This is a genomic window from Salipaludibacillus neizhouensis (assembly GCF_002886185.1).
Taxonomy (GTDB): domain Bacteria; phylum Bacillota; class Bacilli; order Bacillales; family Salisediminibacteriaceae; genus Salipaludibacillus; species Salipaludibacillus neizhouensis.
Window position 1 is genome coordinate 49657 of record NZ_KZ614146.1, and the last position, 15113, is coordinate 64769.

Annotated in this window: 14 protein-coding genes; 10 read left to right on the forward strand and 4 right to left on the reverse strand. The window is 35.4% G+C overall.

Annotated features, from left to right (window positions below):
* Positions 1-54 precede the first annotated feature (54 nt).
* Positions 55-1272: a GTP-binding protein gene (locus CEF18_RS00240; protein WP_110934609.1), complete on the forward strand. Its 1218-nt coding sequence runs from the start codon at positions 55-57 to the stop codon at positions 1270-1272.
* Between the two features lie 140 nt (positions 1273-1412).
* On the opposite strand, the gene CEF18_RS00245 is transcribed toward CEF18_RS00240, so the two are convergent.
* From CEF18_RS00245 to CEF18_RS00260, 4 genes are all read right to left on the reverse strand, one after another.
* Positions 1413-1715 (reverse strand): cytochrome-c oxidase, encoded by a 303-nt coding sequence (locus CEF18_RS00245; protein WP_223292194.1) that lies wholly within the window; start codon positions 1713-1715, stop codon positions 1413-1415.
* Positions 1716-1912: 197 nt separating this feature from the next.
* Entirely contained in the window at positions 1913-2377 is a 465-nt protein-coding gene (locus CEF18_RS00250; RefSeq protein WP_110934611.1) for a DMT family transporter, read from the reverse strand.
* 11 nt (positions 2378-2388) lie between these two features.
* Positions 2389-2817 (reverse strand): DMT family transporter, encoded by a 429-nt coding sequence (locus CEF18_RS00255; protein ID WP_110934612.1) that lies wholly within the window; start codon positions 2815-2817, stop codon positions 2389-2391.
* An 84-nt stretch (positions 2818-2901) separates the two neighbouring features.
* On the reverse strand, positions 2902-3216 hold the full coding sequence (locus tag CEF18_RS00260; protein WP_110934613.1) for an ArsR/SmtB family transcription factor: 315 nt from the start codon (positions 3214-3216) through the stop codon (positions 2902-2904).
* 453 nt (positions 3217-3669) lie between these two features.
* Between CEF18_RS00260 and CEF18_RS00265 the strand changes: the two genes are divergently transcribed.
* The 9 genes from CEF18_RS00265 to CEF18_RS00305 all read left to right on the forward strand — a co-directional run bounded on the left by CEF18_RS00265 (position 3670) and on the right by CEF18_RS00305 (position 14614).
* Positions 3670-4728, forward strand: a complete 1059-nt coding sequence (locus CEF18_RS00265) for a LacI family DNA-binding transcriptional regulator (protein WP_110934614.1) — start codon at positions 3670-3672, stop codon at positions 4726-4728.
* A gap of 335 nt (positions 4729-5063) precedes the next feature.
* Positions 5064-6362 carry an ABC transporter substrate-binding protein gene (locus CEF18_RS00270; RefSeq protein WP_110934615.1) on the forward strand — a complete coding sequence of 433 codons (1299 nt, stop codon included), beginning with the start codon at positions 5064-5066 and terminating at the stop codon, positions 6360-6362.
* Positions 6363-6466: 104 nt separating this feature from the next.
* Positions 6467-7381: a carbohydrate ABC transporter permease gene (locus CEF18_RS00275; protein ID WP_110934616.1), complete on the forward strand. Its 915-nt coding sequence runs from the start codon at positions 6467-6469 to the stop codon at positions 7379-7381.
* Between the two features lie 8 nt (positions 7382-7389).
* Complete coding sequence (locus CEF18_RS00280; protein ID WP_183041103.1) at positions 7390-8232, forward strand: carbohydrate ABC transporter permease; 843 nt, start codon at positions 7390-7392, stop codon at positions 8230-8232.
* A gap of 33 nt (positions 8233-8265) precedes the next feature.
* Entirely contained in the window at positions 8266-10731 is a 2466-nt protein-coding gene (locus CEF18_RS00285) for a beta-mannosidase (RefSeq protein WP_110934618.1), read from the forward strand.
* 127 nt (positions 10732-10858) lie between these two features.
* Positions 10859-11491, forward strand: a complete 633-nt coding sequence (locus CEF18_RS00290) for a YesL family protein (RefSeq protein ID WP_110934619.1) — start codon at positions 10859-10861, stop codon at positions 11489-11491.
* A 117-nt stretch (positions 11492-11608) separates the two neighbouring features.
* Positions 11609-12535, forward strand: coding sequence for an ROK family protein (locus CEF18_RS00295; RefSeq protein WP_110934620.1), 927 nt, complete (start codon positions 11609-11611; stop codon positions 12533-12535).
* Positions 12536-12693: 158 nt separating this feature from the next.
* Positions 12694-13773 carry a Gfo/Idh/MocA family protein gene (locus CEF18_RS00300; protein WP_110934621.1) on the forward strand — a complete coding sequence of 360 codons (1080 nt, stop codon included), beginning with the start codon at positions 12694-12696 and terminating at the stop codon, positions 13771-13773.
* Entirely contained in the window at positions 13766-14614 is an 849-nt protein-coding gene (locus CEF18_RS00305; protein ID WP_110934622.1) for a sugar phosphate isomerase/epimerase family protein, read from the forward strand. Before CEF18_RS00300 ends, CEF18_RS00305 begins: the two co-directional genes overlap by 8 nt.
* Positions 14615-15113: the final 499 nt, after the last annotated feature.

Here is a 15113-nt window from a genome sequence, read left to right on the forward strand (position 1 = left end):
AAAAAACAAGATCAAAATCATAGAGTTGAATTTCATTAGGAAGGGAGTCTACCTATGAATAAAAAAATACCGGTTACCGTATTAAGTGGATATTTAGGGGCAGGAAAAACAACCTTGTTAAATCATATTTTACAAAATAAAGATGACATGAAGATTGCTGTCATTGTCAACGATATGAGTGAAGTAAACATTGATGCATCGATGATTAAACAAGGCGTTTTTTTACGTACAGAAGAAAAATTAGTAGAATTACAGAATGGCTGTATTTGTTGTACATTGCGTGAAGATCTCATTATTGAAGTAGAAAAGTTAGTTCGTTCAGGCAACATTGATTATATTTTCATAGAATCTACCGGAATTTCTGAACCAATTCCTGTTGCCCAATCCTTTACTTATATCGATGAAGAATTAGGTATCAATCTATCAGAGCTATGTAGAATAGATACGATGGTAACAGTCGTTGATGCGAATCGTTTTTGGAGCGACTACGCGTCTGGTGACAGCTTATTAGATCGTAAACAAACGGATGATGAGAATGATGAGAGAGAAGTGGCGGATTTACTGATTGATCAAATTGAGTTTGCAAATGTCATTGTACTTAATAAAGTTGATTTAGTTCAAGAAGTTGATGTTCAGAAATTGAAAGCTGTGTTAAGAAAGCTAAATCTTGATGCTTCAATTATTGATAGTGTCCATTCCAACGTTTCATTAAATAGCCTCATGAACACATATTTGTTTGATTTTACAAAAGCAAGTCAAAGTGCAGGGTGGATCAAGGAACTGAATGAGGAACATATCCCTGAAACAGATGAGTATGGAATTAGTTCGTTTGTTTATAAAAGAAGGCGCCCATTTCACCCGGAAAGATGGATGGATTGGTTAGAGGACTGGCCAAAAGATATTGTTCGAGCAAAAGGTTTCTTTTGGCTTTCTTCAAGGAATAATACATCAGGATTACTCTCGCAAGCAGGATCTTCCTTATCCATTCAAGGCGCGGGTGAGTGGGTTGCTGCATATTCCGAAGCAGAAAAGGATCAGTTTTTAAAAGAAGAAGGTCCAGAACTATTAGAAAGATGGGATCCGCAGTTCGGAGATAGGATGACAGAGCTAGTATTTATCGGACTGCAAATAAATCAAAAAGAAGTAGAGAGTACACTAGATAAATGTTTATTGACGGATGAAGAAATGGAATTAGATTGGAGTACATTTATAGATCCTCTTCCAGAATTCATTTCAGGGGCTAAGGATGAGCATGGTTTATTAGTGAAATAATAAATTTATAAACACTGGCGTTCATCAGTAAAAACAGAAGGCTGGACAGAGAAAAAGGCTGTTAAGAAAGGTCTCTCAACAGCCTGACTTTCATTCTGCTACATAGAAGCGTCTTGATTTTTTTTGAAAACTTGGTTTAATCATTCTTCTTTAACATTTAAAAAGACGTTAATAACAAACAGGATAACGCTTAATACAAGGATAATAGGGAAAATTTGCAAAAGAATCATTAACGACTCATTTCCAACTAGAACAAAAGCTAATCCTAACATAAATAATGGCAAAGAAATATTGAAAAGCCAGAAATGAAGTTTTGCTAAAAGAGTTTCACCAGCTCTCGGGAATAATACATATACTACTCCGAATAACCCCATTGATGCCCAACCAACTAAGTTTATGTGGGCGTGTGCTCCCGCTAAACTGTGATCTTGGATAATTTCCATAACAAGCCCCATAACTATCCCCACTAAGAAATATAATGTAGCAATTTTTAGAAAAAGAAACCCTAATTTCATTTTTCATTTTCATCTATTATAGAAGTAAGGTGTATAAAAAACTTAGTAGCGAGGATTATGTTAATACTAAAAAACGCTGCAATCTTATTTTTATTAATTACAGCGTTTTGAATTGTTAAACTATATTACGCAGAGATTTCTTCGATAGAGCGTTTATTCCCTTTATAAATAAAATAAAGAGCAATCATCATGAATAGTAATGAAAAATAACGTTTCATATCTAAATTTATTACTAAACTATTGAACCAGCCGAAATGGTCAATCACAATGCCGATTACAAGCTGACCAATGATAACGGTAATATTGGTTGCAATGACTCCAATTTTAGGAACAGCGGCGATAATAAAAAGTAAAAACAACACGCCTAAAAATACTGCACTTAATTGCCATTTAGGTACTTCCAGGATGGCAAGGACATTTCCTTGACCAAAGAAAAGAACTAAAATGGCTAGAAACAATGTTCCACTTAGAAAAGTTAACAGTGTAGTTTCGATTGTTCCTGCTTTTCGACTGAATGTACCATTTATAGCTGATTGTGCGCTTAATGTGATACCACCTAAAAAGGTAAATAGAATCATTAATATACTCATTTTTAGACCTCCTAGTAAACTAAAATAAGTGCTATAATCATTGAAATAACAGCTAATACTTTTTCTTTATTGATTCTAAATTTCTTACTTCCAAGCCAACCATAATGTTCAATTACCATACTCATTATTAATTGACCAATAATGACGGCAACCATAGTTATTCCGACACCAACGAATGGAACACTGATCACAATAGATGTTAAATAAACAACTCCCAAGACACCACCAAGTAGTGTCCACTTAGGTGCTTTAACAGCATAGGAAAGTTTACCTTTTCCAAAGAATAGCCAAAGTAATCCGAGAATTATTGAACCCACAAAAAAGTTATAAAAACTAGTCTCCAACTTTCCTATCGTTTTCCCTAATTCACCATAAATAGCTCCTTCAAAACTAAGAACTGCCCCTGCTAATAACGCTAATATATATGAGATGTAACGCATTAAATGAATCCCCCTGAGTTCTTTATTTTCAAATATCTAGAATAATCGATATATTGTTTTATAAAAAAACAGAAATCAACCAACTCAGATTTCTGTTCTAAGATATTCGGCAACCTGACGAATGAATTCTTCGTTTCTTCGATAGTACGTCCACTGGCCATAACGGACAGATTCAAGAAGACCAGCTTTCTGCATCATATTTAAGTAGTGAGATACCGTAGATTGAGAAGCTTGGGATTTTTCTTGAATGTCTCCTACACATACTCCCCCTTTATAACTTACCTCCTTTGGAAGGTGAGCTCCTTGTTTAGGAAAATGCTTCTCTGGATCTTTCAGCCACTGTAAAATGTTAAGTCGAGTTTTGTTTGATAACGCCTTGAATACATCGATTAGATCCATAGTTCATATTATATATCGTTATTTTTCGATATGTCAATTAACAGGAATTAAGAGCATAACCCCTGTTGACTTATAACTAGTAAAAAAAGTTTTATTAGGATTGGTTATTTGCAATTCATTTAAATAAGCAGTACGTAAATAAACTTTTCCAGTTTAGACAAAAAAAACGGATTCATAATTATAGAGAACAAAAGATTTAAGGGCATCGTATATCTGGAAAGCGTGTCGTCATATCTTTTTTGAGAGACTATCGTTATTAAATCGATATCACCGACAAACGATGATGATAGAACAGGAAGTATTGGGCTTGTGTACAGACAATTGACAGAAAGCCTTCTCCTTTTTATTAGCGACACTCTGTTCCTTAGCCTTGAAATAAATGCTATAATAAAATTAATGATAACAAAAATAACAAAAAAGTTTAAAACGCTAAGGTGAAATGGATGTGGTGGCATGAAGAATAGAAAAGTTACAATGCAATTAATAGCTGATAGAGTAGGCTATTCAAAATATGTAGTTTCCAAAACATTAAACGGAAAACCAGGGGTAAACGAGGCTACCCGTAAAAAAATTTTATTTGTAGCAAAACAATTAGGTTATTTAAAAACAGATGTTGAAGAAGAAATCGATAAAGTAAGTTTAAATACATCAAGTGATTCATTTGTTTTAGTTGTCATGCCCAATCATAGATCCCAAAATACAGACTCCGATTATTGGAGTGTTATATTTAATGGTGTACTTGGAAATTTAGAGAATCATGGGATAGGAGCAGTCGCTATATCAAACAAAAATAAACTTTCCGATAATGTAAAAACTTCTAATTTATTGGGGATTATCACTGTGGGCTTAATAAATACAGAACTACTGTTAGAGTTAAACAAGCATCAAGTCCCATTAATAATGGTGGATCACGAAGATTCTCTCATTACAGCAGATTCTATCTTTATGAATAATATAGATGGGTTATCTAAATTGACTTCTCATCTCATAGGTCTTGGACATAAATCATTAAAGTTTGTGGGTGATTTAAATTACTCTAGAAGTTTTTATGACCGATCGATAGGGTTTCGTACTGCAATGGAACAGAATGATCTTATATCACAATCTGAAACAGGAATAATGAATATTGAATATGATGAGGAATTCGAATCGAATTTTATATCAGAGTTAGTGGATTTCGAAAAAGAAAATCGATTCCCAACAGGTTTTATCTGCGCAAACGATGCCATAGCAAAAATGGTAATGGATGTTTTAATAAATCGAGGGTATTCTATTCCTGGTGATTTTTCAGTTACAGGGTTTGATAATTTAAATATGTCTTCAAAATTAAATCCTCCACTAACGTCTGTACAGGTTTTAAAAGAGGTCATTGGTAAAAGAGCAGTGAGCAAATTGTTATGGCGGATTAAAAATATTGATTTTCCTAGTGAGAAAATATTTATCGCTAGTGAAATTATAATAAGACCTTCCGTTGATGTTCCGAGAAAGGAATCTATTATTAATAATAGATAATTACCAAAAGTATTTTAAATTTATGAAGAAATTAATAGAGAATGCTACTTCCGAACTTTTGTTTGGAAGTAGCATTTTTTAATTCTGATTTTAGTAAAATTGTCTAAATCTCATCTAAATGACAAATATTAAAATAACAAAAATAACTTCAATGAGATACCTAAAGAAACGAAATCCTTATATTTTAAAGTGTTTTAAGTTAAATAAAGTAATTTCAATAAAAAAATTAATGAAGAAAAACTAAATAAAGCGTTTACATTTTAGTATTAAGTTGGTAAGATATGTCTTAGGCAATAACATATAGATAACAAAAATAACAAAAGGGAGGGAACGTAATGAAAAGAAAAATCACTAAAAAAATAGGGGTAACATTTGGAAGTATGGGCTTAGCAGTTAGCATGATCGCATGTGCAGATGGTGGATCAAACGACGCATCGAGTAATGCATCAAATGGTGGAGATTCAGAGGAAATTGAACTTACTGTCTGGTTATGGCCAGGTTTCGGTGTGACAGATTTATTAGCTCAGTATGAAGAGGAAAACCCTCATATATCAATTAATTTGCAAGAAGCAGAGTATGGTGATGTGCATCAGAACTTAATTACTGCTCTAGCAGCAGGTTCAGGGGCCCCTGATATCTCTGGGATTGATGAAGGATATCTTGACAGAATGATGGAGAACCCAGAGCATTTTCATAATTTAATGGATTATGGTGGGGCAGATTTAAAAGATACTTACTTAGATTTTAAATGGGAACAAGGGACAAACCATGAAGAAGATTTTCTCATTGGTGTTCCTACAGATGTAGGACCTATGGTTATGGCCTATCGCATGGATTTATTTGAAGAAGCAGGACTTCCTACTGATCCAAATGAAGTGGCTGAACAAATGAGTACTTGGGAAGATTATATCGAAGCAGGAAAGCAGTTAAACGACGTAACTGATGGATATATGTTTAATAATTTGTCAGATTTATATACTGCTATTCTTGAACAAGGGTCACCACAACACTTTGATGAGGACAATAATTTCATATCAGAAGAAAGTGAAAGAAACCTATATGCTTGGGACCTTGCTACTTCCGCTGAAGGTATAAGTGCCAACATAGAAAGACATACGACTGAGTGGGGTGCAGGTGTAGCTGCAGGCGAATTTGCAACAGTATTTCTTCCACCTTGGATGCTAGGAAATATTAAAGAGGATGCTCCAGATACGGATGGTTTATGGAATGTAACAAATATGCCAGAAGGTTCAGGTAACTTTGGTGGATCTTTCCTCTCATTACCGGCTGAGGGGGATCACCCAGAGGAAGCATACGATTTAGCTACATGGTTGATGGCACCTGAACAACAATTAACTATCTTTGAAAATAGTGGTCCATTTCCATCAACCCCAGAACTATACGATGAGCCTGCTATCCAGGAACTTGAGGACACATTCTTTACAAGAACTGATCTAGGTGCGCTTTATGCAGAAGCAGCAGAAGATATTGTCTATGGCTATAAAGGGCCCAACCATGATCTAGTGAATGAACTTTTTCAAGAGGCGTTAGGTAGTGTTGAAGATGGCAACAATACTCCTGAAGAAGCATGGAGAAATGCAATTGATGAAGCTGAAAGACAAATTGGCAGATAATTAAATGATAAGTGAAGAATAAAATAGAGACTGGTTTGGTCAGTCTCTATTTCCATTTATGAACCACGAAGGGATCTAAATGCTTTTGACAGGAGGATTTTGAAATGAGTGAAAATAATCGTTTGTTGATTAAAGGAAATAAATATAATCAGAAAATTACGGAAAGAAGAACAGGTATATTATTTATTTCCCCTTTCTTTATCTTATTTGGAATATTTGGTATATGGCCACTCCTTTTCACAGCTTATCTATCTTTTCATAGATGGGATATATTAGGGACGAGTGAGTTTGTTGGGCTGTCTAATTATATTAATCTATTTACGAATGATCCTTTATTTTGGAGAGCTTTAGGTAATACATTTAGTATTTGGATTATGTCAACAGTACCACAATTAATCTTAGCGCTTTTAATAGCTTTCTTTTTGAATCAACAATTTTTAAAAGGAAAAACATTTTTTAGATTAGGGATATTTGTACCTAATGTCACTTCTGTTGTAGCGGTTGGGATTGTTTTTTCAGCGATGTTTGGAACACAATATGGTGTCGTTAACTATTTAATTAGTGCACTAGGTTTTGACATAATAAATTGGAGAGGATCTTATTTTGGTACGCATGTAGCGATCTCCGCAATGGTTTTATGGCGGTGGGTTGGTTATAATACCATCATTTATTTAGCAGGTTTACAATCCATCGGGAAGGATATTTACGAAGCCGCCACCATAGATGGTGCTTCCAAATTACAACAGTTGCTATATATTACAATACCAATGCTACGACCGATAATCATTTTCACGGTAATTCAATCAACGATAGGAGGTATGCAATTATTCGCAGAACCCTTGATCTTTGGTGTCGGAAGTAACTATCAAGGATTAACGATGACTTTGTATTTATATCAGGAGGCATTTAATAGATTCTCGTTTGGATATGCAGCAGCAATTGCATGGATGTTATTTTTCATAGTTATTATTGTTTCTTTGATCAACTTATTCTTTTCTCAAAAAATTAAGTCAGCTTAAAGGAGTGAATGTATATGAATGAAATAGGATCAAACAAGTTTGGTAACCTTCTTGTGTATTTATTTTTCATTGTAGTTACTTTGTTGTCTGTATTTCCATTTTACTGGATGTACGTAGTAGGTTCTAATACTACTAGTGCAGTAAATCAATTTCCTCCGGCAGTGTTACCAGGGACAAATTTCATGGAAAATGCAAGGAATGTTTTTGAAAGAATAGATTTCTTGGGAGTAATGATGAACTCCTTGATCATATCAGGCGCCGTAACGTTATCTGTTCTGTTTTTCTGTTCCTTAGCTGGGTATGCTTTTACGAAACTGACTTTTAAAGGAAGAGATGCAGCATTTATTTTCGTTATTGCAACGATGATGATCCCACCACAGCTGGGGCTCATTCCTAACTTTATGTTAATAAGTGAGTTAGGGTGGATTGATAACCTTCGAGCAGTCATTGTTCCAGCAATGGTTAATGCATTCGGTGTTTTTTGGATGAGGCAATATATTAGTTCAGCGATGCCATATGAATTGGTCGAGGCAGCAAGAGTTGATGGGTGTTCTCATTTCAGAATTTATTGGAACATAGTATTACCTATTGTGAAGCCTGCTTTAGCAACACTTGGAATATTTACATTTATGATGACATGGAATGATTTTCTATGGCCATTAGTCGTACTGAAAGACAGTAGTGTTCATACGATACAAATAGCCTTAAGAACTTTGAATGATGTTTATTCAACGGATTATTCGATGATTTTAGCAGGGACATTTATGGCAACATTACCGATTTTAATCGTATTCTTAATCTTCAATAAACAGTTTGTTTCAGGAATTACAGAGGGCGCGGTAAAAAACTAAAACTTATTTCACTTAATTTTGGAGGGATTTCACATGGCACAGCTTTCGTTAAATGGAAATTGGAAATTTAAGAGGAAGGGTGACACAGAATGGCTAAATGCCCTTGTACCTGGTTCTGTATATGCAGATTTACTTGAAAACAAAAAAATGGTAGACCCTTTTTATCGGGATAACGAAGAAGAAGTAAAAGAACTGTCAAATTATAATTATATTTATGAAAAACAATTTGACCTTGACCAATCAATTTTCGACAATGATTCAGTAAAGTTAGTTTTTGAAGGCATCGATACAATATCAGAAATTTATATAAATGGAACATTGATCTCCAAAACAAATAACATGCATCGTACATATGCATTTGATGTAAGTAAAGATGTACACATCGGAAGAAATATTCTTAAAGTAGTCCTATTCTCCCCATTACAGTATGTAGCAAAGAAGCATGCTGAGAATCCTATTTGGGGCGTTGAGGATGCTGTCCCTGGTTTTTCACACATTAGAAAAGCACATAGTATGTTTGGATGGGACTGGGGACCACAGCTTCCAGACTTAGGTATATGGAAAAATGTATCTATTAAAGGAGAATCTGAAGCGGTTATTAGCGATGTATATATTTCACAAGATCATCAAGAAGATGAAGTGAACCTTAACGTATCTGTTCAAACGAAACAGTGGCAAGACATCGCTCTAACTGCCGAAGTATCCGTTGAGGATCCAGACGGGGAAATCGTAGTATCAGAAAAACAAAAACTGAACGAAAGCTCAACAAATCTAAAATTAACGGTTCACAATCCAAAGAAATGGTATCCGGCACAATATGGAGACCAATCACTTTATAAAGTGACAATTGAATTAAGAACGAACGGAAAGCTTATCGATGAAAACGTCTATAACATAGGATTAAGGACGATAGAAGTAGTCAGAGAATCAGATCAATGGGGAAAATCCTTTTACTTCAAAATAAACGGGTTACCTATATTTTCCAAAGGGGCTAATTATATCCCTGAAGATAGTATTTTATCCCGTGCAAATGCAAGAACAACAGAAGAGCTAATAACGAATTGTGTGAAAGCTAATTTCAATATGATACGTGTTTGGGGCGGGGGACATTATCCCACAGATGAATTTTATAATTTGTGTGATAAGTATGGACTCATTGTATGGCAGGATTTTATGTTCGCATGTGCTGTATATGATTTGAACGAAGAATTTGAAGAGACAGTGCGAGAAGAAGTAAGAGATAATATAAAACGCCTCCGACATCATGCTTCTTTAGGATTATGGTGTGGAAATAATGAAATGGAGCATGCTTGGAACTCTTGGGATTTTCCAAAAACGGAAAAACATAAAAATGATTATTTAACATTATTTGAAAAAATCATCCCTACTATCGTTGAAGATACCGATCCAGAAACATTTTATTGGCCGTCCTCCCCTTCTTCTGGAGGGAATTTTTTGAAAACAAGTGATGAGAATGAAGGAGATGTTCACTATTGGGATGTTTGGCACGGACTCAAGCCTTTTACAGAGTATCGTAAATTCAAGTTTAGATTTGTATCTGAATTCGGGTTTCAGTCATTCCCCTCCACGAAGACGATAGAAACATTTACAAAGCCCGAAGACCGAAATATTTTTAGTTATGTGATGGAAAAGCATCAGAAAAATGGGGATGCAAACGGAAAGATTCTTTATTACTTAGCTGAAAACTTCAAGTATCCTAAAGATTTTGAATCACTGGTTTATACTTCGCAATTACTGCAAGGAGAAGCAATTAAATATGGTGTTGAACACTGGCGGAGAAATATGGGGCGTAGTATGGGGGCTATTTACTGGCAGTTAAACGATTGTTGGCCAGTAGCATCATGGGCAAGTATTGATTATTATGGAAGATGGAAAGCCCTACATTATTTTGCGAAACGTTTTTTTGCAATGACTCTTCTTTCTGCTGAAGAAAGTAAGACTGGCGCTAATTTAGTTGTAACGAACGATCATATAGATCCATTCAAGGGTACGATTAAATGGGTATTAAGAACAGCTATTTCGGAGGTATTATTAGAAGGAGAAGAAAATGTAACTGTGAGCTCAGCTGCTGCGAAAAATGGTGTTAGTCTTGATTTTACAGATCTCCTATCAACTTATAATAAGAGAAGAGAATGCTTTCTTGAATTTACTCTAGAGGATGAGTCAGGTGCGATCATCAGTAACGGAACTTCTTTGTTTGTCCCAGCAAAACATTTTAAGTTTAAAAATCCTGAATTGTATTTTACAGTAGAAGAAAAAGAAGCAGTTTTTGAAGTGGTTGTTAGAGGAATGTCGCTTGCTAAATATGTTGAACTTTCCCACCAAGAAGATGTGGTTTTTTCTGACAATTATTTTGATGTAGTAGGAAAGGGTAAAAGCGTTAAAGTTGAAGTGGATAAAAAAGATTCACCAATGTCCCTAATTGAGTTAAAAGAAGGTCTTGCTATAAAAAGTTTATACGACTCTTATGTAGATTAATAGTGGGTTTATTTTTTTGCTTCCTCCAGTTACTAAGAGCTGGAGGAGGTAATGTTATATAGTACCTCACTGAAAAAAGAATAAGATTTTCTCAAGACCTAAAATGTAATAAAGGGGTAGGTAAGAGATGAATCGGATAATTACTATGGCAGAGTGGCTTTATGAGCTCTTAGTTTTGCAGGCACTATGGATTATTTATATCTTTAGAGGCATCTTAATTATGGGTTTTTTTCCTGCGACAGCAGCGGTTTATGCCATAACTCGAAATTGGATCAGGAAAAGTGAAAAATTAGATACAATAAAAACGTTCAAAGAATATTATCATGAATATTTTAGAAATTCTAATATATTAGGTTGGTCATTCTTACTCATCTCAGGGATAGTAATGATGAATTTTTTGTACATTCCGTATTATAGCGAAAATGCGCTAAGAATTGGGATGTATGGCCTCCTTATTTTTCTAGGATTAATTTTGCTTAGTTTATGGTCATTTCTTTTCCCAGTTTTGGTGCACTTTGATATCAAACGTACAAGAGACTATGCATTAGCTATGGTAAAAACCGCATTATACTCACCGTTAGGGTTAATCCTTCAGTTGTTATTAATTGGTATTTATTCGATGTGCATCTATCTATTACCCCCTTTAATTATTGTTTTTGGTGTCATTCCTTTAGCGTTAATCCAATTGGGTGTCACACTGAATATCTTTCGCGAAAGTGGAAATAAAACAATAAAGAGTATGAATTCTATGAGTAATTAGTGAATCGATCACTGTTAAAAAAGACGAAACAAAGATGTTAACCAGACGAGTGGTACGAAAAGAGATAGCAGAGGAAACAGAGACATATAGTATTGCCTGATTATGAAGGAGGTTAACATGAGTAACGATTACGCAGTAGGTATTGATATTGGAGGAACAAAAATCGCGATTGGTATCGTTGATAGTGAAGGGGAAATATGTAGCAGTGACAAAATTGACATGGATAAAGAAGCAACCCCTGATTATATGGTCGAAAATATTTCAGCTAACATCAAATCGTTACTCAGACATAAAGATGTAAAAGTAAGTGATTTACGAGGTATCGGCATAGGTGCACCAGGTCCATTAAATACTACAAGGGGAATGATTACCTCTCCCCAAAACTTACCTGGATGGTGGGATTATCCTATTGTCGAAAGGGTGCAACAGCATTTCCATGCGGAAACGAACATCGTTTTAGAAAATGATGCAAATGCAGCCGCAGTTGCAGAAAAATGGAAAGGTGCTGGTACGACGAATGAGAACTTCGTGTATGTGACCATAAGTACAGGAATTGGCGGCGGTCTATTTTCAAACTCCAAACTACTTCAAGGTGTGTCTGGAAATGCAGGTGAAATTGGTCATATTGTTATTGATCCTTCGCTTGGGACCTGTCCATGTGGACAAAAGGGTTGCTGGGAATTCATAGCATCAGGCACTGCTATTTCTAGAAGAGGTTCAGAACTTAAGGGGTACAAGCTTCCTACGAAAAAAGTGATTGAATTAGCAAACCAGGGAGATGTGCAAATGAAACAAATAAGAGATCAATCTTTTGAATATATAGGGATGGGCTGTGTCACTCTTATTAATATGTTGGATCCAGAAAAAATCATTATAGGTGGAGGGGTATCTCAGATAGGAGATCCACTGTTTTTGTCAGTTAGAGATTACGTGTCAAAGTTTGCACTAAACCCTACAGGGCGAACGACAGAAATTGTACCTGCAGGACTCCAACAAAGTTCGGGACTTATTGGAGCAGCTTCTTTAATTCATGGCAATTACTAGAACACATTCTCCAGTAATTGTTTCATAGAAACGAATTTCTATATAGTAGTAGGTTTGTCTAACATACTACATGGAGCACCGTGTCTTCATTCAAAGTGAGACTTGTTCGTAAAGCAAATTACTGAATTATTAATCAATAAGATACATAGGAGGAAATTATGAATAAAATTAAAATGGGTGTCATTGGAGCAGGAAATATAGGAAACGTTCATCTATCTATTTTTAGTGAAGTAGCAGAAGTAGAGATAATAGCAATCACTGATGTCTATTTACCACTAGCGAAGGCACGAGCAGAAGCCTATGGAATTCCTAAAGTCTATCATAATACTGATGATTTAATTAATGATGAGGAAATGGATGCTGTCATTGTAGCTGTTCCAAATAATTACCATGCTTCTCTAGCTATTCAAGCATTGAAGGCCGGAAAGCACGTTTTGCTAGAAAAACCAATGGCAATAAATGAAACCGATGCCAAAGACATTCTACTCACTCAACAGGAAACTGGAAAAATTGTCATGATTCCTCATCAGATGCGGTGGGAATCCATTCCAATGCAAGTAAAAGAGCAAGTAATAAGTGGAGAACTTGGTGAGATTTATCATGCGAAAGCGGGCTGGTTTCGGCGTAAAGGAATTCCTGGTTGGGGGACTTGGTTCACGAATAAAGAAGAATCAGGTGGAGGGCCATTAATTGATATTGGCGTCCATTTAATAGACCTCTCATTACATTTAATGGGAAATCCCAAACCTGTCTCTGTGTTCGGATCAACTTACTCAGCATTCGGTCCAAAGAAAAAAGGGATAGGTACTTGGGGGAAACCTAATTGGGAAGGTAAATTTGATGTAGAAGATATTGCTACAGCTCTTATTAGGATGGAGGATGGCAGTACACTATCACTAGATGTCAGTTGGGCTGTGCATATGGATACCGATAACGAACCGTTTGTTCACCTTTTTGGCACTGAAGGTGGTGCATCTATCCGCGGAAATAAAGGGAAACTATTATCGGAAAGGTTTAATCAACCGATCGAAGTAGCTTTACAACCGCAGGATGAAGGTGAGAGATTGAGACTTAGCAATCATTTTGTAGAATGTATTCTTGAAGACAAACAACCAATCAGCTCGGCAATCACCGGTTATACAAATAACTTAATTTTAGACGCAATCTATGAATCTTCTAGAACTGGACGGGAAGTAGTACTTAACTGGGATTACAGAGGGGGAAAAATGAATGATTAAAGGATTATCTAAAGCGGGAATTGGTGATGTTGGTGAAATCAAGCAATACATTCATCTCGCCTCAAAATACAATTTTAAAGCGATTGATATAGATGGACATTCCTTAACTGAATTCATCAAGACGGAAGGATTAATTAATGCAAAGAAGTTTTTAGAGGACCATAAAGTTGCGATTGGTTCCATTGGTCTTGATGTGGAGTGGAGAAAATCTGAAGAAGATTTTAAGAAAGGACTTACACAGTTATTGTCTGATGCCAAAGCAGCTTCTAGCTTAGGATGTAGATCATGTATCACGTATATCTTTCCTTCGACTGACATGAATGCAGCACAATTTATGAGTGTAGCTACTCGTCGTTTGCGACTTTGCTCTCAAATTTTAGGTGGTTTTGGAATGAGGTTCGGACTTGAGTTTGTCGGCCCGCACCATTTGCGGACAAGTTTAGCGAACCCATTTATCTGGAATTTGGAACAAACATTAGATTTTGTGGATGCAATTGGAGAACCAAATGTCGGTTTATTACTAGATTCTTATCACTGTTATACTACGGAATTTAGGAATGAAGAGGTATCAAAATTAGATAGTAACCAAATTATCCATGTTCATATTAACGATGCGAGACCCCTTCCTGTAAAAGAATTACTAGACAACGATCGTCTTTATCCCGGAGAAGGAGTCATCGACCTTCCTAGTTTTTTACAAGCGCTGAAGCAAGCAGGATATAGGGGACCGGTAACTCAAGAAGTATTAACACCAAATGCTTTGAAAGAACCCGCTGAGGTACTGATAAAAAAATCTTCTATAGCATACAGTAATCTTTTTAAAAAGGCAGGACTAGATTAATATTGAAAAATAACGATGATACTCGTATTTAGTCCTTAAGACACCATAATCGGGAATTTTATCTTCCTTTTCACAGAATATCCTGCGATACCGATTTTTAAACACATTCATATGCATGGGCCTAATTTCCCGAAAAATTATGGTCTTCCATATTAAACTATTTACATAGTCATCGGTTATGGTCAAATAACAGATAACTTCAGAGGGCACTGGTAATAAAATTATGAAATAAATAAAAAGGGACAGTTGAGTATATACTGTTCCTTTTATTATGGAGAATTACAGAATTAGCCTCTAAAATAGTGAGTGAAAAAGCTGATGTTAGCAAGCGTGGCTAATCAAAATTATTTCAAATAATTCTTCCTCTGGTAGATAAGTTATCTATCTTGAAAAGAAGTCTACAGTGATAACCTAATTGAAGATAGAAGAGAAAAATAGATAAAGTAGGCATAAAAAAGAAATCGGTTAATTTTATGCTAAAATAAGATAATGATACTAT

Excerpts from the sequence above, each read along its gene's own strand:
- CEF18_RS00240 (WP_110934609.1), top strand. The coding sequence starts at position 55 with ATGAATAAAAAAATACCGGTTACCGTATTAAGTGGATATTTAGGGGCA.
- CEF18_RS00275 (WP_110934616.1), top strand. The coding sequence starts at position 6,467 with ATGAGTGAAAATAATCGTTTGTTGATTAAAGGAAATAAATATAATCAG.
- CEF18_RS00250 (WP_110934611.1), bottom strand. The coding sequence starts at position 2,377 with ATGAGTATATTAATGATTCTATTTACCTTTTTAGGTGGTATCACATTA.
- CEF18_RS00270 (WP_110934615.1), top strand. The coding sequence starts at position 5,064 with ATGAAAAGAAAAATCACTAAAAAAATAGGGGTAACATTTGGAAGTATG.
- CEF18_RS00255 (WP_110934612.1), bottom strand. The coding sequence starts at position 2,817 with ATGCGTTACATCTCATATATATTAGCGTTATTAGCAGGGGCAGTTCTT.
- CEF18_RS00305 (WP_110934622.1), top strand. The coding sequence starts at position 13,766 with ATGATTAAAGGATTATCTAAAGCGGGAATTGGTGATGTTGGTGAAATC.
- CEF18_RS00260 (WP_110934613.1), bottom strand. The coding sequence starts at position 3,216 with ATGGATCTAATCGATGTATTCAAGGCGTTATCAAACAAAACTCGACTT.
- CEF18_RS00290 (WP_110934619.1), top strand. The coding sequence starts at position 10,859 with ATGAATCGGATAATTACTATGGCAGAGTGGCTTTATGAGCTCTTAGTT.
- CEF18_RS00245 (WP_223292194.1), bottom strand. The coding sequence starts at position 1,715 with ATGGAAATTATCCAAGATCACAGTTTAGCGGGAGCACACGCCCACATA.
- CEF18_RS00295 (WP_110934620.1), top strand. The coding sequence starts at position 11,609 with ATGAGTAACGATTACGCAGTAGGTATTGATATTGGAGGAACAAAAATC.
- CEF18_RS00265 (WP_110934614.1), top strand. The coding sequence starts at position 3,670 with ATGAAGAATAGAAAAGTTACAATGCAATTAATAGCTGATAGAGTAGGC.
- CEF18_RS00300 (WP_110934621.1), top strand. The coding sequence starts at position 12,694 with ATGAATAAAATTAAAATGGGTGTCATTGGAGCAGGAAATATAGGAAAC.
- CEF18_RS00280 (WP_183041103.1), top strand. The coding sequence starts at position 7,390 with ATGTATATGAATGAAATAGGATCAAACAAGTTTGGTAACCTTCTTGTG.
- CEF18_RS00285 (WP_110934618.1), top strand. The coding sequence starts at position 8,266 with ATGGCACAGCTTTCGTTAAATGGAAATTGGAAATTTAAGAGGAAGGGT.